Raw genomic sequence first — 19,210 nt, 5'->3', positions numbered from 1 at the left:
GTTGTTAATTTTGAGTGTTGTTGGATTGACTGCTGGCATTCAACGGCAGCTCAACGCGACGATTGGTCCAATTGCCGTAAGTGTCTTCTACCAGTTCGGTAATCACCAGTTTGTCGGGTTCAATGGCGCTAATGCGGCCATAATTTTGACCTAGATAATTACCTGTTTTCACTGTGTAAACATGGTTATCTGCTGAAATATAGGCAGAAGTGGTTTTGCCCGCACCACTGAGTGATCCGACATAGCGCAAATTTTCCAAACTGAAATTTTCCAACACTTCTTTCGGGCGCTTCAAATCCGGAGCGTTGGCGCCTTGCATACCCATTCGCAGACGGCTGCTGTTAAAAGCATTCATGCCAACGGCAGTGGGTGCTTGGTAAGTGGCCGGTGGCGGCAGTTCGGGCAATTCGGTTTTTTTAACCTTAGCTTTGGCTTCATTGCGCGTATTCTGCATCCACTGTTGCAAGTCTTCATTGGGTGCGGAACATGCAGTCAATCCGGCCAATGCAAGAAATAAAGAGAAACGTATCATCATTATTGTTATCCCGTTTGTGTTATTGAGCCACAGGCGCGCTGGCATCTGCAGGTGCGTCACTCAATGAAGTGGCTTTATAGGTATTGGCCACCGCGTCCAATGTCAGGTTGGTTTCTTTATCACTCGGACGGCGCAGTTTAAGGGTCTCTAAAGTCACAATGCGCGACAATTTGCCCACATCACGTGTAAATTGGCTGATTTGTTCATAATTGCCGCTGATGGATATTTGGTAGGGCAGCTTCTCGATGTTGCCATCTACCACAGCCGCTTTAGGATTAACGCTATTCATGCGCATTCCGTTGGTGGCACCTGCCTGATGCAATTCTTGAATCAGGTTGGGGATTTCCGCGTCGGTAGGAAGCTGCTTTAATAAAACCTCGAAAGCACTGCGAAGTTGTACCAATTCTTGCTTCAGGGTATCTAAATTGGCTGCCTGAATGCTTTTTTGGGTGTATTGTTCTTTTAACTGGATTTCTTCTTCCTGCAATGTGCTGATTTCGCTTAATTGGCTGCTAAACAGAGCGAAATAAGCCAAAATCCATACCAGAATCACAATACCGGCAGCCAAGCCGATTTGTGCAGGCTTGGGCAGCAGGTGCAGGCTGTTGACGCCTATTTCATTTAACTTGATATTTTTGGCCATGACGTTTCCTCTGTCCGGTTATGGTGCTGATGCGGCTGATGCTTCGGCAGCAACAGGTTCAGGCCGGTTGATTGATACTTTAACGATGAATTCCTGCGCATCGTTTACTTTTTTGATGTTATCCAACTCTGCACTGTTAAACAAACCGGTGCTTGGAATGGCGCGCATAAACATGGCGATTTTGCTGTCACTTATGGCCTTACCGCTAATACTGTAATTATTCGGATTGGCATCATCGCCGGTAATGGCGGTCAGATATAAGCCCTCGGGCACCAAGGTATTCAAGGTATCAATGATGCGTGCTGCTTCAAAGCGCTTGTTTTCCAACTCTTCCACTTTTTGCTTGCGCGCCAAAAAGCCGGCCTTTTCCGCTTTTAGATTATTAATTTCTTTGATTTGCGCGTCCAGTTGCTCGAGGCCGTCTTTAAGTGCTTGATTACGCCCTTGCTGGCTGGCAACCGCGCCACTAAAGGCGAAATAGCTGAGTGCGGCCAAAGCCAGTGCCAAAAGCAGACCCAATAACATTAGTGTTTTAAATTTCTGTTTTTGCTGTTGCAGCAAAGCTTCGCGATAGGGAAGCAGGTTGATTTTAATCATCGGTATCATGGTTATAAACCTCGTACGGCCAAGCCGAATGCTTCAGTGAGCAGGCTGCTGTCGCTTAAAAGTTGTGTGTTATCCAAACGTTTGTTGGCTTGGGCGGCGGCAATGGGGGTAATTTGCTGGGTTGGGATATTAACCTGCTGTGTAATGCGTTCGGCAATCGCCAATGCGGCATCATTTTGATAGCCGGAAACCAGAATCTGCTGCACATCGGTGCTTTGATCATGGCTATTGGTGGTGTAGTAAAATTGCAAAAAGCGCTGAATTTCCTGTGTCAGCTGATCTTGAAACACCGCACCTACTTTAGTGGCGAAGTCAGCCGGTTTGCCGGCAGCATAAACCATGTTCCAGGCGTCGCCTTCGCTGAGCTGATAGTTGCGGCGGATGGCCTGCATTAAATGTTCGTGCCCTAGATTGATTTCCTGTTTGTATAATAAGCGGTCATTTTGGGTAATCAGTGCGGAAGTGCTGTGTATGCCCACTTGGAAAATAGCCAGATTCTGCCCTGCCAGCACGGGCTGTTGCTGATTAATCCAAAAATTAACTGCGTTCAGCGCGGCCAAAATATCCACATCCATTTGTTTTGGCGTGATGTTAGCCGCGCTGAATAAATCCAGCCGGGCATCTACATCATCACGTTTGCAGCTGACCAGCAAAATATCCTGTAATTTACCTTGACGGGTATCGGAAAGATAGCAGTAGTCGTAACTGCTGCTTTCCAAGTCGGCGGTTTGGCTGACCTCGAACTCAACAAACTCGTCTAAAGTTAATTCAGTTTGGGCAGGGTTGTATTGCACCACCTGAATAGAGGCCAGATTTTGCGGCAGTGAGACAGTAATATTTTTACAGTTACTGTTTAATTGCCGCATGGTTTGTTGTAAATAAGTAACAGCTTGATCGTGATCTTCAATGCCATTATTACTGATAACATTTTGAGGCAAGGGTGTAATGGCGTATTTTTCTAAGCTGATTTGATTTACACTGCGCGCACTCACCAAGACAGCATGAATGGCTTGGGGGGTAATATGAATGCCGATACAATCATGATTGGATGGCTTCAACTTATTGTTAGTGTTTGAAAACTTGTTGCTTTTACCTATTTTCATGGCTTGGATTCCAAGTTGGTGCATTAATAATTCACTTTATCCGATGCAAAGCAGGTTTAAACTTTACTTACAGAAAACAGCACATAGTTTACTTTAAATTAAGTCAGAGTTTACTGTAAATTGAGCGCTTTGGTAGGGTAACTTAAAAATTTATTTGATTATGATTAAAAAACTATTAACAACCATCATCGGTTTGGGTTTGGGCTTAGCACTTTTTGGGTTGGGATTATTGGCCATTGCGGTATTGGTTACCTATCCCAAGCTGCCTTCGCTTGAGGCGGTAACCCATTATCAACCCAAAATGCCCTTGGTCATTTATTCTGCCGACAATAAAGTGTTGGGTCAATTTGGCGAAGAGCGGCGCGCGTTCACCAAGATTGATGACTTCCCCAAAGTACTCAAAGACGCGGTGATTGCGGCAGAAGACAAGCGCTTCTACGAGCACGGCGGTGTGGATTTTATGGGCATTGTGCGGGCGCTGATTTCCAATCTTACCGGCGGGGTGCAATCCGGTGCCAGCACCATTACCCAACAGGTGGCGCGCAATTTTTACCTCACCAACGAGCGTACCTATACGCGCAAATTCAATGAAGCTTTGCTGGCCTATAAAATCGAGCAGTCGCTAAGTAAAGACCAAATTCTGGAACTTTATTTCAACCAGATTTACTTAGGCCAGCGCGCCTACGGTTTTGCGGCAGCGGCACAGGTTTATTTCAACAAACCAGTTAAAGATTTGGATCTAGCCGAAGCCACTATTTTGGCCGGTTTGCCCAAGGCGCCGTCCACGTTTAATCCGATTGTGAATCCGGCGCGTGCCAAGGTACGTCAGCAATATATTCTCAACAATATGCTGGAACAAGGCATGATTACCAGTGCCCAGCGTGATGCGGCATTGGCCGAAAAACTGGATTTTGAGCGCTATCAGCCCGAAATTGACCAAAATGCCTTGTATGTGGCTGAAATGGTGCGCCAGCATATGTATGAAAAATATGGCGAAGAAGCTTACACCCAAGGTTATCGTGTTTACACCACGGTGAATGCCGAAGATCAGGCAGTGGCCACCCAGGCTTTGCGCAAAGCCTTGCTGCAATTTGATCGTGGTGCGCGTTATCGCGGTGCCGAAGGTTTTATTGATGTAGAAAAAATGGCTGCCGACAGCCGCGATGAGCAAATCGAGCAGTATTTGTCGACCCAATATACTGTGGACGGCATGATTCCGGCGGTGGTCACCGATGTGCCCAAAGGCGCGTTGGAAGTATATGTGCAAGGCGCAGGCAGCATCAAAATTACGGGTGCCGCTTATGATTGGGTAAAAAACACCATCGGCAATAAAAAGCTGGGCGAAGATGCGCTGCGGATAGGCTCAGTGGTGCATGTGCAAAAACAAAAGAACGACAGCTATCGTGTGGTGCAGCAACCAGAGCTGCAAGGTGCACTGGTGGCGTTGGACGCGCAAACCGGTGCGGTACGCGCTTTGGTGGGCGGCTACGACTTCCACCGCCGCACGTTTAACCGGGTAACTCAGGCGCAGCGGCAACCGGGCTCTTCTTTCAAGCCGTTTGTGTATTCGGCTGCAATTGCCAAAGGCATGACCCCGGCCACTTCGGTGAATGATGCGCCGATTTCCTTACCGGGCATGGGGCCGAACGGCTCGGTGTGGTCGCCGAAAAACTCGGACGGCCGCTATGCCGGGTTTATTACCTTGCGCCAAGCGCTAACCGCATCGAAAAACATGGTGTCCATCCGCATTCTGATGGCCATTGGCGTGCCTTATGCCAAAGAATATATTCAACGTTTTGGTTTTGGTGCCGATCAAATTCCGTCCAGCCTGTCGATGGCGCTGGGTTCGGGTACGGCCACGCCAATGCAAATGGCGGAAGGCTATGCGGTGTTTGCCAATGGCGGCTATAAGGTTTCCAACTTTGTAATTGATAAGATTTACGATGGCAACGGCCAGTTGCGCGCCCAAATGCAGCCCTTGGTGGCCAAGCAAAATGCGCCACAGGTAATTGACCCACGCAACGCCTTTATCATGTACAGCATGATGCGCGACGTGGTGCGTGCAGGCACGGCCACCCGCGCCAATGCGCTGGGCCGCAGCGATATTGCCGGCAAAACCGGTACCACCAACGACAATAAAGACGCCTGGTTTGTGGGTTTCAACCCCAATCTAGTGAGTGCGGTCTATATTGGCTTTGATAAACCGCGCAGCATGGGCAGGGCGGCATTCGGCGGTACCATTGCCTTGCCGGTATGGGTGGACTATATGCGCCATGCCCTCAAAGGCAAGCCGAATGTAACTATGCCGGTACCGGGCGGCATGGTGCAAAGCGGCGGTGAATATTTCTTACGCGAATTTCCCACCACCAACCCGAATCTGCCGCTAGACAACCGTGCAGACGGACCGGTAGACAATGCCGGTGCTGCGGATGGCACTGCTATAGATGGCGCGGCTGATGGCGGCGTGGAAGTACCGCCCAAGCGCGACAACAGCCAGCTCGATTCATTATTTTGATTTCAGCAAACGGCTGAACCCTGCCGAATGGCAAAAACCAACCCCATAATCTGCATTATGGGGTTGGCTTTTTTGAGGCTGCCTGAAATCAAATACGGCTTTATTTCATGGCATTGCTCAGTGCCGTTACATTGTGGCGGAACATGCCCACATAGGTATTGGCCGGCGCGGTTTTACTCAGCGCATCGGAATAGAGCTTGCCCTGCACCTTAACGCCGGTTTCTTTGGCAATGCGGTCAACCATGCGGCTGTCTTTGATGTTTTCGCTAAACACCGCCTTAATGCCCTGCTGTTTGATTTGGCGGATGATGGCGGCCACTTGGCGGGCGGAGGGCTCGGCTTCGGTGCTCACGCCTTGCGGGGCGATAAACTGGATATTGTAGCGTTTGCCCAAATAGCCAAACGCATCATGACCGGTGAGCACTTTGCGCTGCGCGGCCGGAATGGCGTTAAACGATTGTGCTGCCCAAGTATTGAGCTGGCTTAGCTCGGTTTGATAATTTTTCAAGCGTTGCTGGTAATGGCTTTTACCCGCCGGATCGGCTTTAATCAGCGCATTGGCTACGTTTTGGGCATAGGTTTGCATCAGCACCGGATCATTCCACACATGCGGATCCTCAGTGCCATGATCGTGGTTATGCCCGCCATGGCTGTGGCCATGGTCATCAGCCGCCGCCATGGGTTTGATGCCTTGGCTGGCTACTGCCATCGGCACTTTGCTTTGCTGCACTGCACGCGCCAACTCGGCTTTTTCAAAACCCAAGCCGTTGACCAGCACCAACTTGGCCGCGCGGATTTTGCGGATGTCGCCGCTATTGAGTTGATATACGTGCGCATCTTGATCCGCACCAACCAAGGTTTGCACCGCCACGCGCTCGCCACCGATTTGCTGGGTAACGTCGCCCAAAATACTGAAGCTGGCCACCACCGGCATGGGAGCGGCCAATAGGCTGCCTGAAAAGGCGGCGGCAATAATGCCCAATTTCCAATGTTTCATTTTATTTCCTTTTAATGTTATTACATAACAATTATAGTGGCTGCCTGATGCTTTGCCAAGGTTTTCAGGCAGCCTTGTATCAGGCGCAACCTTCAGTTAGGCAGTATGGTGCTTATGGCGGCGCAGCCATTTAGGCAGCAAGCCGCCTTCCCAGCCCATCAGCAACGACAGCAAATACACGCCGCCGCAGCACAAAATAATCGCCGGGCCGGAGGGGATTTCCACATAGTAGGAAAACAACAGCCCGGCCACACCGCAGGCCAAGGCCAGCAGCACCGCCAGCAGCATCAAGCTGCCCATGGTTTTACACCACAACCGCGCGCTGATGGCGGGCAGCATCATCAAGCCCACCGACATCAAAGTGCCCAAGGCTTGAAAACCGGCCACCAGATTCATCACCACCAACACCAAAAACAGGCTGTGCCATAGGCTACCTTTGCCGCCCACGGCCTGCAAAAACAGCGGGTCTATGCTTTCCAACAGCAAAGGGCGGTAAATCACCGCCAAAGCCACCAGTGTAATACTGGCCACCAGTGCCACCAATGTGAGCGCGGGCAAATCCACCGCCAATACCGAGCCAAACAGCAAATGCAAAAGATCCACGCTGCTGCCGCTTTGGCTCACCAACACCACGCCGATGGCCAAGCTGGTGAGGTAAAAAGCGGCGAAATTGGCGTCTTCTTTCAGATTGCTGAAGCGGCTGGCCAAGCCGGCCAGCAAGGCCATCAGCAAACCGGCAAAAAAGCCGCCCACGCTCATGGCCGGCAGGCTCAAGCCAGCAAACATATAGCCGATGGCGGCACCGGGCAGCACCGCATGGCCAAGCGCGTCGCCCACCAAGCTCATGCGCCGCATCATCAAAAACACCCCCATCGGCGCGGCAGACAGCGCCAAAAACACCACCGAAGCCAAGGCGTAGCGCATAAAGTCGAATTCGGCAAAGGGCTCAATCAGCCAGGTATAAAGTTGCATGGAAACGGTTTCGTCAATTCAGGTTTGATTAATTTCGATGTGGGATAACGGGCAGCGCAGATGATGTTTCAGGCAGCCGTTAAGTCAATATCACTGCCTTATTTTGCTGTTTCAGGCAGCGCACCACTCATCGCTGTCATGCTTTTGCATGGCGGCATTGGCTTGTTGCAAATGGCTGTCGGTCAGCACCGCCTCGGTGCGCCCGGCGGCCACTTTTTCACGTGCCAGCAGCAAAGTGTTGGGGAAATAGGCACGAACTTGCTCGTAGTCGTGCAGCACCGCCACCACAGTGCAATGTTGGCGACTGTGGTATTGGCGCAGCACTTCCAACAGCGCAAACGTGGTTTTGGCGTCCACAGCGTTAAAAGGCTCGTCCAGCAGCAGCACTTTGGCGTTTTGCACCAACATGCGCGCAAACAGCACGCGCTGGAATTGGCCGTTGGAAAGCTGGCCGATGGGGCGCCGGGCAAAGTCGGCCATTTCCACTTGCGCCAAGGCTGCCTGTATCCGCGCATGTTGCGCTGTGTTCACCTTGCCGAAAAAGCCGATTTCATACCACAAACCCATGGCCGCCAGCTCGTAGACATTCATGGGCTGGCTGCGGTCGATATCGGATTGTTGCGGCAGATAAGCGATGTCTTGGCGGCACAAACCTTGCCATTCGATATGGCCGGTATCCGCCTTAATCAGCCCCATCAGGCTTTTCAGCAAGGTGGACTTGCCCGCGCCATTGGGCCCAAAAATCGCCCACATCGCGCCATCGGCAAACTGCATATCCAGATGGTGCACCGCCGGGCGGCGGCGGTAGCTGACGGTAAGGTTGTGGATGGCAATGCCCATATTCAGTACACCGCCCAGTAAAACAGCGACCAAATCAGCAACAGCAAAGCCGCAGCCAACAACAAACGGCGGCCAAGGCCGCTGAGCAATAATGAATTCATGATAATAGATGCAAGCAGATGCGGCGGCGATTACCACCAAAGGTGCATATGATACTGTATAACAAATGTTTTGTCAGAACAGCGTGTTTTATCGGCGCGGGTTTAAGCTGTTTTTTTATGTTGGCGGTAAATGCGCCTGATGATTTGCAGGCCGTATTGAGGGTGAGCCGCTCCACCCTGCTTGATGGATTACAACCATTCTTACCTTACTGAAGTTACGCGCTCGTATTAAAGCACAGCCATTTACACACTATTTTGTTTAACTGAAGATACGCACTTATTGGTAAATGCTGCCTGAAACCATCGAATGCGTCATTGCCGAACTTGATTCGGCAATCCACGGTGAAAATAAACCGACGCAACAGCAATACAAAAACAGCATCAATATCATTGATTTTAAAACAGATGATATATTCTGCAATTTCCTGTCAATGGATTGCCGAATCAAGTTCGGCAATGACAGTGTTACATTTCAGGTAGCCTTAAACAAGCGGATGCGTATCTTCAGCCACCTTACAGCAAAGTAGGCAACAGGCGGCTGATTTGCTGGCGCAGAATCATCAGTTTGCCGTGGAAGAAGTGGCCGGCTTGCGGTATCACCAGCACCGGCATGTCTTGCGGCGCCGCCCAATCCAAGGCGTTTTGCAGTGGCACCACATCATCGGTTTCGCCGTGAATCAGCAGGGTTTTGTCGGATTGATGGGCGTTGGCGGCGGGCACGGTGTACATGCCCACGGCAGGTGCCAGCAGCAGCAGCGCATCGGGTTGGCAGCGCGTGGCGGCAAACAAGGCCACATAGCCGCCGAAAGAAAATCCGGCCAGCACCAGTTTATCCACCTCGGGATGTTGGGCGCGGGCGTAATCAACCACGCTGAGGCAATCATCGGTTTCGCCTTGGCCGTAATCGTGGCTGCCTTCGCTCTCACCCACGCCGCGTAAATTGGGCAGATAGCAATGAAAACCCAGCTCGCTCAGCGCCTTGGCGGCGGTTTGGATTACCTTATTGGTGAAGGTGCCACCATGCAGCGGATTGGGGTGGTTGAGCACGGCCACGCCTTGCGCCTGGCCTTTGGCGGGCAGGTAGATGATTTGCAGGCGCCCGGCAGGGCCGTCAATCCAAGTGAGGTGGTGTTGGCTGTGCATGGCGGCTACTCGTTTTCGGCGGCATCAATGGGGTCAATCAGCAGGCGGGTTACCGCTTGGCCTTCTATCAAGTCGTGTTGCAAAATATCGGCCAAATCGGCTTCATCTACATAGGTATACCAGCGGCCTTCGGGGTAAATCACCATCGCCGGGCCTTGTTCGCAGCGCCCCAGGCAGCCGGATTTGCTGATGCGCAATTTGCCCGCGCCAATCAAGCCGGCGGCATGAGCGTGGCCTTTGAGGTAGTCGACAGCGGTGGCACCCGCTTGGTTATCGCCACAGCTTTGGCGGCAGGGGTCGTTGCGCTCATTGGTGCAGATAAACAGATGGCGTTGGAAGTGGCTCATGCGGTTTCCTTCGATAATGCAGCTTTAAGGCTGCCTGAAAAAGATTTAATCAAACGACAAGATATTGCGGCCATCTTGTTGCGCCTTGATGGCAGCGAGCATGCCGGTAAAGTCCAGATGGTATTGGGCATTGAGTGTTTGGGCGTGTTTTTTCAGTTTGTCCCACTGGCGCACGGCGGGGTCGGACTGAAAAGCCAACACCGCCACATTGCCGTGGGTGGCGGCGGGCACGGCGATCACGCGGTTGTCGAACACGCGGCGCAGGCGTTGCACAAACACATCGTAGCGTTTGTCGGCCTGCCACCAGTTGGTTACGAAAATGCCGTTTTCGCTCAAGGCGGCGCGGCAGTCGGCAAAAAACGGTTCGCCCACCAAATCGTCGATGATTTGCTCGCCGTCAAAGCCGTCGACCAGCAAGATATCAGTGCCGCCGCCGTAAAGGATGCGGATATATTCAGCGCCGTCGGCAGTCACGATTTCAAAGCGCTCATCTTCAAACGGCAGCTCAAACAGGCTGCGTGCCACACTGATGACTTGCGGGTTGATTTCCACCACGGTTTGGCGGCTTTGCGGCAAATAGGCATCAATCCAGCGTGCAAACGAGCCGCCGCCCAAGCCGATTTGGGTGATGTGGCGCGGCGCGGCATCGGTAAACAGCAGCCAGGCCATCATGGCGCGGCTGTAGGAGAGCACCAATTCGCTGGGGTGGTCTACATTCATGGAGCTTTGCACGGTGGCGCTGCCCAAATGCAATGAGCGGATATTGCCCTCTTCGGAAATGCCGACTTCGGGCAAGGCTTGGCGGGCGCTGCGCAAGCGGCGGTAGGGGTGTCGTGGCATGGCGGCAGTCGTTTTAGGGCTGCCTGAAAGCGTTTCAGGCAGCCTGTTTGGTGAGCAGAAAACGGGTTTTACACATCGGTGAGCAAATGCAGCGCTTCGCGGTATTTAGCCACGGTTTGCGCAATCACTTCGGCGGGCACACGCGGTGCCGGGGCTTGTTTGTTCCAGCCGCTTTGCTCCAGCCAGTCGCGCACAAATTGTTTGTCGAAGGACGGCGGATTGGTGCCCACTTGATATTGGCTGGCAGGCCAAAAGCGGCTGGAATCGGGGGTGAGCACTTCGTCCATTAAGGTGAGCGTGCCGTGTTCATCCAGCCCGAATTCGAATTTGGTGTCGCAAATAATAATGCCGCGCTGTTGGGCGTAAGCCGCCGCTTCGGTGTAGAGGGCAATGGCTTTGTCGCGCACTTGCGCCGCCAATTCGGCACCGATAATGCGCTCGCATTCGGCAAAAGAAATGTTTTCATCGTGGTCGCCCACCGCCGCTTTGGTCGACGGGGTAAACAACACTTCAGGCAGCCTTTGCGCTTCTTGCAGCCCAGCAGGCAAGGCAATGCCGCACACGGCGCCGGTTTTTTGGTAATCTTTCCAGCCGCTGCCGGCCAAATAGCCGCGCACAATCGCTTCCACTTTCACCGGCGTGAGCTTTTTCACCACCACCGCGCGTGCCGCCAATATGTGCGCTTGCTCGGGCGGCAATACATCGGCCACATCATCGCCGGTAAAATGGTTGGGCATCACATGCGCAAGCTTATCAAACCAGAAATTGGAAATTTGGGTAAGGATTTCGCCCTTGCCCGGAATCGGGTCGTCCAGAATCACATCAAAGGCAGACAGCCGGTCGGAGGCCACCATCAACATGCGCTCGGCGTCAATTTCATATAAATCGCGCACCTTGCCGGAGTAAATTTTGTGTAAAGCCATTTCGCTCATCGCCGTTTCCGTTATTCCGTTGTGTGTTGGGGTTGCCGGGCATGGTTTTACGCCCAAGGCGCAATTTTAACCGAAAACGGATGCTTGTTGATACGGGGCGGCGCTAAGCTGGCGGCAAATACAGCGAGATGCTGATTTTTATTTACTCAAACTAACCCAAATCGCCCAGCACCATACTTGAAAACTGCGCGGGTGGCAGCATATGATTCAGGCAAGTGCGCTGCCGTATCCATGGGCGCTTTAATTTTCCCTGTTTGAATCAATGCGAAAGGATTTAACCATGAGTAAAGATTTTGATGCCCAAAAAGAAGCCCTGATGAAAGAAGTACGCTCAGTGCTGAATGAAGTGGAAACCCTCTACGAATCTTCGGTAGACAATGGCACCGACCAAGCCAAAGCACTGAAAGCCAAGGTGCAAGATCAGCTGGCACGCGCCAAATCGCAATTGCGCGATATGGAAAGCACGGTGGTAGACAAAGCCAAACAAACCGCCGCCCGCACCGATGAGCTGGTGCACGACCAGCCCTATTACGCCATGGGCGTGGCCGCACTGGCCGGTTTGGCCGTGGGCGTATTGCTGAGCAGCAGCTGCCGCCGTTGATTTGGCTTGATAACAAGCGCTAGCCCTTGATTAATAAAGACTTCAGGCTGCCTGAAACCAAAACCGCTTTGCCGCCTGTATCGACAAAGCGGTTTTATTTTGTGCGTTCAAACCATCGGGCGTTTTGATGCTGAAGAAAACCAGCCGCGGTTTCGCGGTATACTGTTTGTGCGTGGCCACTTGGCCACGAATTCATTTCACCACCAAAAAATGAGGGGAATATGAACCCTATAAAACAATTCAAACTTTGGCTGGACTACGGCGGCTCCTTACTGTGGCTGCGGCTGCGCATGTTGCGGCTGGATGCGGTGGCACAAATCCGCAGCGTGGTGTTTTTATTTGTGGCCACGCTGATTGCCACGGTGGCGTTTTTCCTCGGTTTTATCAGCCTGTTGTTCGGCTTGAATACCGTATTGCCCGAAAGCAGCAAAATCTGGGTATTTTTCGGCATGGCGGGCTTGTTCGGCCTGTTGATGTTGGGTTTGTTGGTGTGGGTGGCGCGTTTGTGGCAGCAACAAGGCAGCTTTATGAGCAGCACGCTGGACGCCATGGCCGATGATGTGGCCTATTTAAACGGCAAATACCCAACATCCCCTGTGGCAAAGGAGCCAAACCATGAGCAACCTTAAACCCAGTTTGCAGCAACAGCGCGATTTATTGCAATTGCAGGCCGATGTGTTGCGCCTGAAAATGGTGGCTGCGCAAATGAAAAACCAGCGCCAAGCGGCGGCTCAGGTGGATTGGCGGCAAGCATGGCAATGGGCCGACCAACTGCCCTTGAGCAGTTTGGCGTTTAAGGCTATTGGCCGCTCCAAAAGCTGGCGCAATAAGATGTTGATGGGCGCGGTGATGCTGGGTTTGGCTTGGTTGCGCAATCGGCAGCATTAAATTTGATTTTGCATAGCAAGGCTGCCTGAAAGCAAATTTCAGGCAGCCTTTAATCAATAAACTATCCATTTAATCCGTTTAATAGAAAAAGCAGGCCTTAGCCTGCTTTTTTGCATGTCAAAAATTTACCACAACTGCCATTACACGCCGCGCAGCAACTCATTCACGCTGGTTTTAGCACGGGTTTGCGCGTCCACTTTTTTCACAATCACGGCGCAATACAGGCTGTGGCTGCCGTCTTTGGCGGGCAGGCTGCCGGACACCACCACCGAGCCGGCAGGCACGCGGCCATAGCTGATTTCGCCGGTTTCACGATCGTAGATTTTGGTAGACTGGCCGATGTACACGCCCATGGAAATCACGCTGCCCTCTTCCACAATCACGCCTTCCACAATTTCAGAGCGCGCACCGATAAAGCAATTGTCTTCGATAATGGTGGGGGCTGCCTGTAAAGGCTCCAACACACCGCCAATGCCCACGCCGCCGCTCAAATGCACATTTTTGCCAATTTGGGCGCAAGAGCCTACCGTGGCCCAGGTATCAACCATGGTGCCTTCGTCAACATAAGCGCCAATATTCACATAAGAGGGCATCAACACCACGTTTTTGCCGATAAAGCTACCTTGGCGCGCCACTGCACCAGGCACCACGCGGAAACCGGCGGCGCGGAATTCGGCATCGTCCCAAGCGGCAAATTTGGTGGGCACTTTGTCGAAATAGCGGTTTACGCCATCATCGGCCACGCCGTTGTCCTGAATGCGGAACGACAATAACACCGCTTTTTTAACCCATTCGTTTACGTGCCATTGGCCGTTGTGTTTTTCGGCCACGCGCAGGCTGCCTGAGTCCAGCTGCTGCAAGGTTTGCTGTATGGCTGCTTTTACTTCGGCAGAAACGCTGGCTGGGGTGATGCTGACGCGGTCTTCAAAGGCGGCTTCGATAATGGATTTTGTCATTTTTTACCTTTATAAATAATAAATTATGAATTTCTGGGGGTATTACCGGTAGGGATTGCAATAATGGCCGGCTCAATCCCCGGGGTGATTGCCTGTGGGCAATAAGCATCCAACTGCCGGCGGAAATCATCATAAGGAATCAGCTTGCCGCCAAAGCGAGCCAAGTGGTCGGTGTGCATTTGGCAATCAATCAGTTTAACCCCGCGTTGCTGCAAATAGCCTACCGCATGTACAAAGGCGATTTTGGAAGCGTCGCTCACATCGGTAAACATCGATTCACCAAAAAAAACCTGGCCGATTTGCACGCCATACAGGCCGCCGCCCAAATGCCAGCCACCTGCTTCGCTGGGATACCAATATTCAAACGAATGGGCATGGCCAATTTGGTATAAGGCGCGGTAGGCTGCCTGCATTTCGGCGGTAATCCACGTGCCTTGCTGGCCGTGACGGTAGGCACGGGCGCAACGGCGCACCACATGTTGGAAGGCGTGGTTTACACTCACACAGTAAGCGCGGTTGCGCAGGCTTTTGTGCAAAGAGCGGCTGATGTTCAGGCTTGCGGGATACAACACCATGCGCTCGGCAAATGCCCACCAGATAATCGGATGGTATTCGTCATACCAAGGAAAAATGCCTTGCCGGTAGGCGGCCAGCATCCGTGCCGTGCTTAAATCGCCGCCAACCGCCACCAAACCGTCCCGCTCGCGCTGAGCGGTGGCAATATCGGGAAAAGCCAGATTATCGGCCTGCAATAAAGGAATTTGAGACAAGGGCATGGTTTGCCTGGATGCCGGTTAGCGCTTTTCTTTGCTTTGGCAGTTGGCGCACACGCCATACATATACAGGGCGTGGTCGACAATGCGGTAGCCGTTTTCAGCGGCGATTTTTTCCTGCAAGGTTTCGATTTCTTCGCTGTGGAATTCGGTTACCTTGCCACATTTGATGCAAACAATATGGTCATGATGGCCGCCACGGTTTAATTCGTACACCGCCTTGCCGGTTTCAAAATGGTGGCGCAGCAAAATACCGGCCTGCTCAAACTGGGTGAGCACTCGGTAGATGGTGGCCACGCCGATTTCCACGTTTTCGTCCAGCAGCAGGCGGTAAACGTCTTCGGCACTCATGTGTTCGTCGGCACGCGCCTCGAACAAATCCAGAATTTTCAGGCGCGGGCCAGTAACTTTCAGACCGTTGTCTTTCAATTGGGCTATATTATTGTCCATGGCTCTCATACCGCTGTTGGTTAATAGCCGTTATAATACGCACTTTTGGTGCACTTGCCCACTGGGCACGCGCCCGCATCAACCTGTTTTATTCACCCCATAGAAAAGGTGTATCAGTGAAAAAATTTGTTTGCCTGATGGCCGCCGCGGCTTTGGGTTTGGCCGCTTGCTCTGCCGAACGCGTTTCCCATTTCCCGTCGTATAAACTGAAGGTTGTGCAAGGCAATGAGCTGGATGCGCAAGCCTTGGGGCATTTGCAGGCGGGCTTGAGCCGCGAGCAGGTGCAAATGCTGCTGGGCACGCCCTTGTTGCGTGATCCCTTTCACCAAAACCGCTGGGACTATGTGTTTGTAATCAGCCGCAACGGTGTGGTGCAGGAAAATAAATCTTTAACCTTGTATTTTGATGAAAACGGCCTGCTCACGCGTGCCGAGGGCGATGCCATGGCACATGCTGCGGCAGCCAATGCCGCGGCAGCTTCCGCCGTAGCGCCATAACCTAGGGAGGTATAAGTATGGATACCCCCTTAAAAATCGCGATCGCCGGTGCCAATGGCCGCATGGGTCGCGCACTGGTGGAAGCGATTGCCAGGCGCAGTGATTGTGTGCTCAGCGGTGCCTTAGAGCATGCGCAATCGCCCGCCCTGGGACAAGACGCCGGTTTTGCCGTGGGCGTGGCCACCGGCGTGCTGATTAGCCACGATGCGGTAAAAGTGCTAAGCGAAGCCGATGTGCTGATTGATTTTTCCCGCACCGAAAGCACGCTTAATTACTTGGCTGCCTGCGAAAAAATGGGTGTAAACCTGATTATCGGCACCACCGGTTTTGATGATGCGGGCAAAGCACGCATTGCCGCAGCGGCCGAAAAAGTGGGCATTGTGTTTGCGGCCAATTTCAGCGTGGGCGTGAATTTAACCTTTGCACTGCTAGACACAGCGGCGCGGGTGCTGAGCGAAGGCTATGATATTGAAATCATCGAAGCGCACCACCGCCACAAAGTGGATGCCCCTTCCGGCACCGCCTTGCGCATGGGCGAAGTAATTGCCGATGCTTTGGGGCGCGATTTAAAACAATGCGCTGTATATGGGCGCGAAGGCCACACCGGCGCACGCGACCCCAGCACCATCGGTTTTGCCACCGTGCGCGGCGGCGATATTGTGGGCGACCACACGGCTTTGTTTGCCACCGATGGCGAACGGGTGGAAATCACCCACAAAGCTTCCAGCCGCGCCACCTTTGCCAACGGCGCCGTGCGCGCAGCAGTGTGGCTACAAACACAGCCGCAAGGCTTATATGATATGCAGGATGTATTGGGCTTGCGCTGATGTGTTGGGCGCAGGGTTGATAAAGGCTGCCTGAAAGTGTTTCAGGCAGCCTTTTCTAATGAAGTTATACCAATTCTACAAAATAAGATAACAAGGCGGCGAGCCGAAGACAGTACAAGTAGTACGGCAAGGCGAGCCAACGCAGTTAGGTTATTTTGTAGAATTGGTATTAAATCGGAGTTTTTGCTATGCCTTACCAAACCCATCTGCACAGCGATACCACGCTCAACACCATTTACCGCCACCGCTCCATCCGTAAGTACAGCGGCGAGCCGGTGGCAACGGCGCAGTTGCAGGCCATTTTGGAAGCCGGGCGGGCGGCTTCTTCGTCGAGCTTTATCAGTGTGTGCATATTGTCCGCGTTACCGATGTGGCCATCCGCGAAGGCTTGTATGAAGTGGCAGCGCAGCAAAAATACGTGCGCGAGGCGGCGGAATTTTTGGTGTTCTGCATCGACTACGCCAAACACAAACAAGCCGTGCCGGAAGCACAAGTGGATTGGACCGAAACCTTGATTATCGGCGCGGTAGACGCGGGCATTATGGCGCAAAACTGTTTGCTGGCGGCTGAATCGATGGGTTTGGGCGGGGTGTATATCGGCTCGCTGCGCAACAACACCGCCCGTGTGACCGAGCTGTTGCAACTGCCCGCTTACACCGTGCCATTGTTTGGCTTGTGCATCGGCCATCCGGCACAGCAGCCTTTGTACCGCCCGCGCATGCCTTTGGCGATGACGGTGAGCGAAAACCATTACCGCCCGCTGAATGCCGAAGCCTTGGCTGCCTATGAAACCATCTTGGCCGATTACTACCAGCGCCGCAGCGGCTTGGATTTGAATTGGCAACAAGCGGTGGCCAATAATTTTGCCCGTCCCGTGCGTCCGCATATTTTGCCGTTTTTACAGGAACAAGGTTTGGCACGGCGTTAATCTCAGTTTGGCTTACTTTAAAAGCAAAAAGACAGCGTAAGCTGTCTTTTTTATTGAGCTTAAGCCCCCTACTCCGGCTTGGCTTTATCGCCAATTTTACTTTCCCGTCCGCTTAAAAGATTGCGGATATTGCTTTGATGCCGGTACAACACCAGCAACGCAATCACCACCACCGCCAGCAGCCACGATAAATGCGGTATAAAAAACCACGCCACCAAGGGGCTGATGGCGGTGGCCACCAAGGCTGCCAGCGAAGACACCTTAAACCCGAATGCCATCACCAGCCACACCGCCGCACAAATCAGCGCCGTAGGCCACGACAAGGCCAGCAGCACGCCCACCGCCGTGGCCACGCCCTTACCGCCTTTAAAGCCGAAAAAAACCGGCCACATATGCCCCACCAGCACCGCCACCGCCACCAAGCCGATGGTGACATTATCCAACTGCAATTCGCCCTGAAAGCGCAAAGCCAGCCACACCGCCAGCCAGCCTTTGAGCGCATCGCCCAGCAATGTGAGCACCGCCGCCAGCTTCTTGCCGCTGCGCAACACATTGGTGGCACCGGGGTTGCCGGAGCCGTAGCTGCGCGGGTCGGCCATGCCGAACGCCTTGGACACAATCACCGCAAACGACAAAGATCCCAGCAAATAAGCGCCCACGGTGGCGAAGAAATTAACCATAAACAAGCTTCTTTGACTACAATATTCAACAGCCGACAATTCTAACGTAAGTGGCCACAATATGGATACCCTCTTTTTACACGGCCTGAAGGCCGAAACCCTGATTGGCGTTTATGACTGGGAGCGCCAGCAACGGCAAACCCTGCTACTGGATGTGGACATCGGCACCGATGCGCGCCCTGCCGGACACAGCGACAACATCGGCGACACCATCCACTACGGCGAAGTAGCCGAAGCCTTGCGCCATAATCTGGCACAACAACAATTTTTGTTGCTGGAAGCACTGGCCGAGCATGTGGCGCAATTTTTATTGGACGATTTCGGTGCCTTATGGGTGCGCGTGCGCGTGGTGAAGCCCGGCATTTTGGCGCAAGTGCGCGAAGTGGGCATACAAATCGAGCGCAGCCGTGCGGCAGACGGAATGGATTGACATGACCCCGGTATACACCGTGGCGCAAATGCGGGCATGGGAAGATGCGGCCGTGGCCACCGGTGGCAGCTACGCCGCGCTGATGGAAAACGCCGGCGCGCGCGCAGCCGCCGATTTATTTTCCCGTTTTGAAACTGCGCAACGCCTGTTGGTGCTGTGCGGCAAAGGCAATAACGGCGGCGACGGGTTGGTGCTGGCACGCCATTGGGCAGAAGCGGGCTGGCCGGCGGCAGTGTGCTTATTGCTGGGCGAAAATCTATCGCCTTTAAGCGCCGCCAACCTAGCCAACCTACCGCCTTCGGTGCAGCAACTACCGCCCGAGAGGCTGCCTGAAAGCGATGTGGTGGTGGACGCGGTGTTTGGCACCGGCTACAGCGGCGAACTGCCCGCTGCCGTGGCAGCACTAATGCGCCAAATTAACCGGCAAAGCGGCTGCAATGTGGCGCTGGACATGCCCAGCGGCATCAACAGCGACCACGGCCACATTGCCGCCGACAGCTTTTGTGCGCAAATTACTTATGCTTTCCAAGCCTTCAAACCAGCACACAAGCTGCCTGAAGTGCAAGCCTATTGTGGTGACATTGTGTGTTTGGACATCGCTTAAAA

The 19,210-nt window shown here is 53.1% G+C and carries 25 protein-coding genes and 1 pseudogene; 11 read left to right on the top strand and 15 right to left on the bottom strand.

Translation table 11 applies throughout. The features are described from left to right. Positions 1–4: 4 nt before the first annotated feature. From JQU52_RS07300 to pilM, 4 genes are read right to left on the bottom strand one after another with little or no spacing between them, the layout of a single operon-like run. The gene (locus JQU52_RS07300) at positions 5–580 is read right to left on the bottom strand and encodes a pilus assembly protein PilP (RefSeq protein ID WP_328301340.1); all 576 of its coding nucleotides are present in this window, start codon (positions 578–580) and stop codon (positions 5–7) included. Next, positions 555–1,178, bottom strand: a complete 624-nt coding sequence (locus tag JQU52_RS07295; protein ID WP_230340451.1) for a type IV pilus inner membrane component PilO — start codon at positions 1,176–1,178, stop codon at positions 555–557. The genes JQU52_RS07300 and JQU52_RS07295 overlap by 26 nt, the downstream gene beginning before the upstream one ends. A gap of 18 nt (positions 1,179–1,196) precedes the next feature. Continuing rightward, positions 1,197–1,739 (bottom strand): PilN domain-containing protein, encoded by a 543-nt coding sequence (locus tag JQU52_RS07290; RefSeq protein ID WP_230340450.1) that lies wholly within the window; start codon positions 1,737–1,739, stop codon positions 1,197–1,199. A 47-nt stretch (positions 1,740–1,786) separates the two neighbouring features. After that, complete coding sequence (pilM, locus tag JQU52_RS07285; protein ID WP_230340449.1) at positions 1,787–2,887, bottom strand: type IV pilus biogenesis protein PilM; 1,101 nt, start codon at positions 2,885–2,887, stop codon at positions 1,787–1,789. Between the two features lie 160 nt (positions 2,888–3,047). Here pilM and JQU52_RS07280 point away from each other — a divergent pair, with 160 nt between their 5' ends. After that, on the top strand, positions 3,048–5,402 hold the full coding sequence (locus JQU52_RS07280; RefSeq protein WP_379061693.1) for a penicillin-binding protein 1A: 2,355 nt from the start codon (positions 3,048–3,050) through the stop codon (positions 5,400–5,402). Between the two features lie 100 nt (positions 5,403–5,502). Here the strand turns inward: JQU52_RS07280 and JQU52_RS07275 are convergent, their stop codons facing one another. The 3 genes from JQU52_RS07275 to JQU52_RS07265 form a co-directional block, all read right to left on the bottom strand. Continuing rightward, positions 5,503–6,399 carry a metal ABC transporter solute-binding protein, Zn/Mn family gene (locus JQU52_RS07275; protein ID WP_230340448.1) on the bottom strand — a complete coding sequence of 299 codons (897 nt, stop codon included), beginning with the start codon at positions 6,397–6,399 and terminating at the stop codon, positions 5,503–5,505. A gap of 96 nt (positions 6,400–6,495) precedes the next feature. Further along, positions 6,496–7,371 (bottom strand): metal ABC transporter permease, encoded by an 876-nt coding sequence (locus JQU52_RS07270; protein WP_230340447.1) that lies wholly within the window; start codon positions 7,369–7,371, stop codon positions 6,496–6,498. Positions 7,372–7,482: 111 nt separating this feature from the next. Beyond that, positions 7,483–8,211: a metal ABC transporter ATP-binding protein gene (locus JQU52_RS07265; protein ID WP_230340446.1), complete on the bottom strand. Its 729-nt coding sequence runs from the start codon at positions 8,209–8,211 to the stop codon at positions 7,483–7,485. A 388-nt stretch (positions 8,212–8,599) separates the two neighbouring features. Between JQU52_RS07265 and JQU52_RS07260 the strand changes: the two genes are divergently transcribed. Continuing rightward, the gene (locus JQU52_RS07260) at positions 8,600–8,839 is read left to right on the top strand and encodes a hypothetical protein (RefSeq protein ID WP_230340445.1); all 240 of its coding nucleotides are present in this window, start codon (positions 8,600–8,602) and stop codon (positions 8,837–8,839) included. On the opposite strand, the gene JQU52_RS07255 is transcribed toward JQU52_RS07260, so the two are convergent. The 4 genes from JQU52_RS07255 to JQU52_RS07240 form a co-directional block, all read right to left on the bottom strand. Then, positions 8,826–9,455 (bottom strand): alpha/beta hydrolase, encoded by a 630-nt coding sequence (locus tag JQU52_RS07255; protein ID WP_230340444.1) that lies wholly within the window; start codon positions 9,453–9,455, stop codon positions 8,826–8,828. The genes JQU52_RS07260 and JQU52_RS07255 overlap by 14 nt on opposite strands. A gap of 5 nt (positions 9,456–9,460) precedes the next feature. Continuing rightward, complete coding sequence (locus tag JQU52_RS07250) at positions 9,461–9,802, bottom strand: (2Fe-2S) ferredoxin domain-containing protein (protein ID WP_230340443.1); 342 nt, start codon at positions 9,800–9,802, stop codon at positions 9,461–9,463. 45 nt (positions 9,803–9,847) lie between these two features. Further along, on the bottom strand, positions 9,848–10,642 hold the full coding sequence (locus JQU52_RS07245) for a polyamine aminopropyltransferase (RefSeq protein WP_230340442.1): 795 nt from the start codon (positions 10,640–10,642) through the stop codon (positions 9,848–9,850). A 68-nt stretch (positions 10,643–10,710) separates the two neighbouring features. Further along, positions 10,711–11,574, bottom strand: a complete 864-nt coding sequence (locus JQU52_RS07240) for a phosphoribosylaminoimidazolesuccinocarboxamide synthase (RefSeq protein WP_230340441.1) — start codon at positions 11,572–11,574, stop codon at positions 10,711–10,713. Positions 11,575–11,854: 280 nt separating this feature from the next. On the opposite strand from JQU52_RS07240, the gene JQU52_RS07235 reads away from it, so the two are divergent. The 3 genes from JQU52_RS07235 to JQU52_RS07225 all read left to right on the top strand — a co-directional run bounded on the left by JQU52_RS07235 (position 11,855) and on the right by JQU52_RS07225 (position 13,063). Continuing rightward, positions 11,855–12,175: a DUF883 family protein gene (locus JQU52_RS07235; protein ID WP_230340440.1), complete on the top strand. Its 321-nt coding sequence runs from the start codon at positions 11,855–11,857 to the stop codon at positions 12,173–12,175. A gap of 221 nt (positions 12,176–12,396) precedes the next feature. Continuing rightward, positions 12,397–12,804 carry a phage holin family protein gene (locus JQU52_RS07230; RefSeq protein ID WP_230340439.1) on the top strand — a complete coding sequence of 136 codons (408 nt, stop codon included), beginning with the start codon at positions 12,397–12,399 and terminating at the stop codon, positions 12,802–12,804. Then, positions 12,791–13,063 carry a hypothetical protein gene (locus tag JQU52_RS07225; protein WP_230340438.1) on the top strand — a complete coding sequence of 91 codons (273 nt, stop codon included), beginning with the start codon at positions 12,791–12,793 and terminating at the stop codon, positions 13,061–13,063. Before JQU52_RS07230 ends, JQU52_RS07225 begins: the two co-directional genes overlap by 14 nt. 140 nt (positions 13,064–13,203) lie before the next feature. Here JQU52_RS07225 and dapD read toward each other — a convergent pair whose 3' ends face one another. Genes dapD through fur form a run of 3 tightly spaced genes read right to left on the bottom strand, consistent with a single transcriptional unit; the run spans position 13,204 to position 15,242 of the window. Then, positions 13,204–14,019 carry a 2,3,4,5-tetrahydropyridine-2,6-dicarboxylate N-succinyltransferase gene (gene dapD, locus JQU52_RS07220; protein ID WP_230340437.1) on the bottom strand — a complete coding sequence of 272 codons (816 nt, stop codon included), beginning with the start codon at positions 14,017–14,019 and terminating at the stop codon, positions 13,204–13,206. 23 nt (positions 14,020–14,042) lie between these two features. Beyond that, positions 14,043–14,795 carry a leucyl/phenylalanyl-tRNA--protein transferase gene (gene aat / locus JQU52_RS07215; RefSeq protein ID WP_230340436.1) on the bottom strand — a complete coding sequence of 251 codons (753 nt, stop codon included), beginning with the start codon at positions 14,793–14,795 and terminating at the stop codon, positions 14,043–14,045. An 18-nt stretch (positions 14,796–14,813) separates the two neighbouring features. After that, positions 14,814–15,242: a ferric iron uptake transcriptional regulator gene (gene fur / locus JQU52_RS07210; protein ID WP_230340435.1), complete on the bottom strand. Its 429-nt coding sequence runs from the start codon at positions 15,240–15,242 to the stop codon at positions 14,814–14,816. Between the two features lie 116 nt (positions 15,243–15,358). Here fur and JQU52_RS07205 point away from each other — a divergent pair, with 116 nt between their 5' ends. From JQU52_RS07205 to nfsA, 4 genes and pseudogenes are all read left to right on the top strand, one after another. Next, positions 15,359–15,739, top strand: a complete 381-nt coding sequence (locus JQU52_RS07205) for an outer membrane protein assembly factor BamE (protein WP_230340434.1) — start codon at positions 15,359–15,361, stop codon at positions 15,737–15,739. A gap of 17 nt (positions 15,740–15,756) precedes the next feature. Further along, positions 15,757–16,566, top strand: coding sequence for a 4-hydroxy-tetrahydrodipicolinate reductase (dapB, locus tag JQU52_RS07200; protein ID WP_230340433.1), 810 nt, complete (start codon positions 15,757–15,759; stop codon positions 16,564–16,566). Positions 16,567–16,754: 188 nt separating this feature from the next. Next, positions 16,755–16,856: pseudogene (locus JQU52_RS14765) on the top strand (hypothetical protein); the annotation flags it as partial. 56 nt (positions 16,857–16,912) lie between these two features. After that, positions 16,913–17,494 (top strand): oxygen-insensitive NADPH nitroreductase, encoded by a 582-nt coding sequence (nfsA, locus tag JQU52_RS07195; protein ID WP_328301329.1) that lies wholly within the window; start codon positions 16,913–16,915, stop codon positions 17,492–17,494. Between the two features lie 68 nt (positions 17,495–17,562). Here the strand turns inward: nfsA and plsY are convergent, their stop codons facing one another. Then, on the bottom strand, positions 17,563–18,174 hold the full coding sequence (plsY, locus tag JQU52_RS07190; protein ID WP_230340432.1) for a glycerol-3-phosphate 1-O-acyltransferase PlsY: 612 nt from the start codon (positions 18,172–18,174) through the stop codon (positions 17,563–17,565). A 61-nt stretch (positions 18,175–18,235) separates the two neighbouring features. On the opposite strand from plsY, the gene folB reads away from it, so the two are divergent. Together folB and JQU52_RS07180 are read left to right on the top strand one after the other, a co-directional pair. After that, a complete protein-coding gene (gene folB, locus JQU52_RS07185) occupies positions 18,236–18,604 on the top strand; it encodes a dihydroneopterin aldolase (RefSeq protein ID WP_230340431.1) in 369 nt (122 codons plus the stop codon). Between the two features lies 1 nt (position 18,605). Then, a complete protein-coding gene (locus JQU52_RS07180; protein ID WP_230340430.1) occupies positions 18,606–19,208 on the top strand; it encodes an NAD(P)H-hydrate epimerase in 603 nt (200 codons plus the stop codon). The last annotated feature ends 2 nt before the right edge of the window (positions 19,209–19,210 follow it).

This window comes from Paralysiella testudinis, assembly GCF_016894345.1.
Classification (GTDB): Bacteria; Pseudomonadota; Gammaproteobacteria; order Burkholderiales; family Neisseriaceae; genus Paralysiella; species Paralysiella testudinis.
This window is presented reverse-complemented; position numbering and strand designations above follow the sequence as displayed.

What these genes read in the sequence shown, in the direction of transcription:
- JQU52_RS07300 (WP_328301340.1), bottom strand. Translation starts at nt 580, where the DNA reads ATGCCAGCGCGCCTGTGGCTCAATAACACAAACGGGATAACAATAATG.
- JQU52_RS07295 (WP_230340451.1), bottom strand. Translation starts at nt 1,178, where the DNA reads ATGGCCAAAAATATCAAGTTAAATGAAATAGGCGTCAACAGCCTGCAC.
- pilM (WP_230340449.1), bottom strand. Translation starts at nt 2,887, where the DNA reads ATGAAAATAGGTAAAAGCAACAAGTTTTCAAACACTAACAATAAGTTG.
- JQU52_RS07280 (WP_379061693.1), top strand. Translation starts at nt 3,048, where the DNA reads ATGATTAAAAAACTATTAACAACCATCATCGGTTTGGGTTTGGGCTTA.
- JQU52_RS07275 (WP_230340448.1), bottom strand. Translation starts at nt 6,399, where the DNA reads ATGAAACATTGGAAATTGGGCATTATTGCCGCCGCCTTTTCAGGCAGC.
- JQU52_RS07270 (WP_230340447.1), bottom strand. Translation starts at nt 7,371, where the DNA reads ATGCAACTTTATACCTGGCTGATTGAGCCCTTTGCCGAATTCGACTTT.
- JQU52_RS07265 (WP_230340446.1), bottom strand. Translation starts at nt 8,211, where the DNA reads ATGGGCATTGCCATCCACAACCTTACCGTCAGCTACCGCCGCCGCCCG.
- JQU52_RS07260 (WP_230340445.1), top strand. Translation starts at nt 8,600, where the DNA reads ATGCTGCCTGAAACCATCGAATGCGTCATTGCCGAACTTGATTCGGCA.
- JQU52_RS07255 (WP_230340444.1), bottom strand. Translation starts at nt 9,455, where the DNA reads ATGCACAGCCAACACCACCTCACTTGGATTGACGGCCCTGCCGGGCGC.
- JQU52_RS07250 (WP_230340443.1), bottom strand. Translation starts at nt 9,802, where the DNA reads ATGAGCCACTTCCAACGCCATCTGTTTATCTGCACCAATGAGCGCAAC.
- JQU52_RS07245 (WP_230340442.1), bottom strand. Translation starts at nt 10,642, where the DNA reads ATGCCACGACACCCCTACCGCCGCTTGCGCAGCGCCCGCCAAGCCTTG.
- JQU52_RS07240 (WP_230340441.1), bottom strand. Translation starts at nt 11,574, where the DNA reads ATGAGCGAAATGGCTTTACACAAAATTTACTCCGGCAAGGTGCGCGAT.
- JQU52_RS07235 (WP_230340440.1), top strand. Translation starts at nt 11,855, where the DNA reads ATGAGTAAAGATTTTGATGCCCAAAAAGAAGCCCTGATGAAAGAAGTA.
- JQU52_RS07230 (WP_230340439.1), top strand. Translation starts at nt 12,397, where the DNA reads ATGAACCCTATAAAACAATTCAAACTTTGGCTGGACTACGGCGGCTCC.
- JQU52_RS07225 (WP_230340438.1), top strand. Translation starts at nt 12,791, where the DNA reads ATGAGCAACCTTAAACCCAGTTTGCAGCAACAGCGCGATTTATTGCAA.
- dapD (WP_230340437.1), bottom strand. Translation starts at nt 14,019, where the DNA reads ATGACAAAATCCATTATCGAAGCCGCCTTTGAAGACCGCGTCAGCATC.
- aat (WP_230340436.1), bottom strand. Translation starts at nt 14,795, where the DNA reads ATGCCCTTGTCTCAAATTCCTTTATTGCAGGCCGATAATCTGGCTTTT.
- fur (WP_230340435.1), bottom strand. Translation starts at nt 15,242, where the DNA reads ATGGACAATAATATAGCCCAATTGAAAGACAACGGTCTGAAAGTTACT.
- dapB (WP_230340433.1), top strand. Translation starts at nt 15,757, where the DNA reads ATGGATACCCCCTTAAAAATCGCGATCGCCGGTGCCAATGGCCGCATG.
- plsY (WP_230340432.1), bottom strand. Translation starts at nt 18,174, where the DNA reads ATGGTTAATTTCTTCGCCACCGTGGGCGCTTATTTGCTGGGATCTTTG.
- folB (WP_230340431.1), top strand. Translation starts at nt 18,236, where the DNA reads ATGGATACCCTCTTTTTACACGGCCTGAAGGCCGAAACCCTGATTGGC.
- JQU52_RS07180 (WP_230340430.1), top strand. Translation starts at nt 18,606, where the DNA reads ATGACCCCGGTATACACCGTGGCGCAAATGCGGGCATGGGAAGATGCG.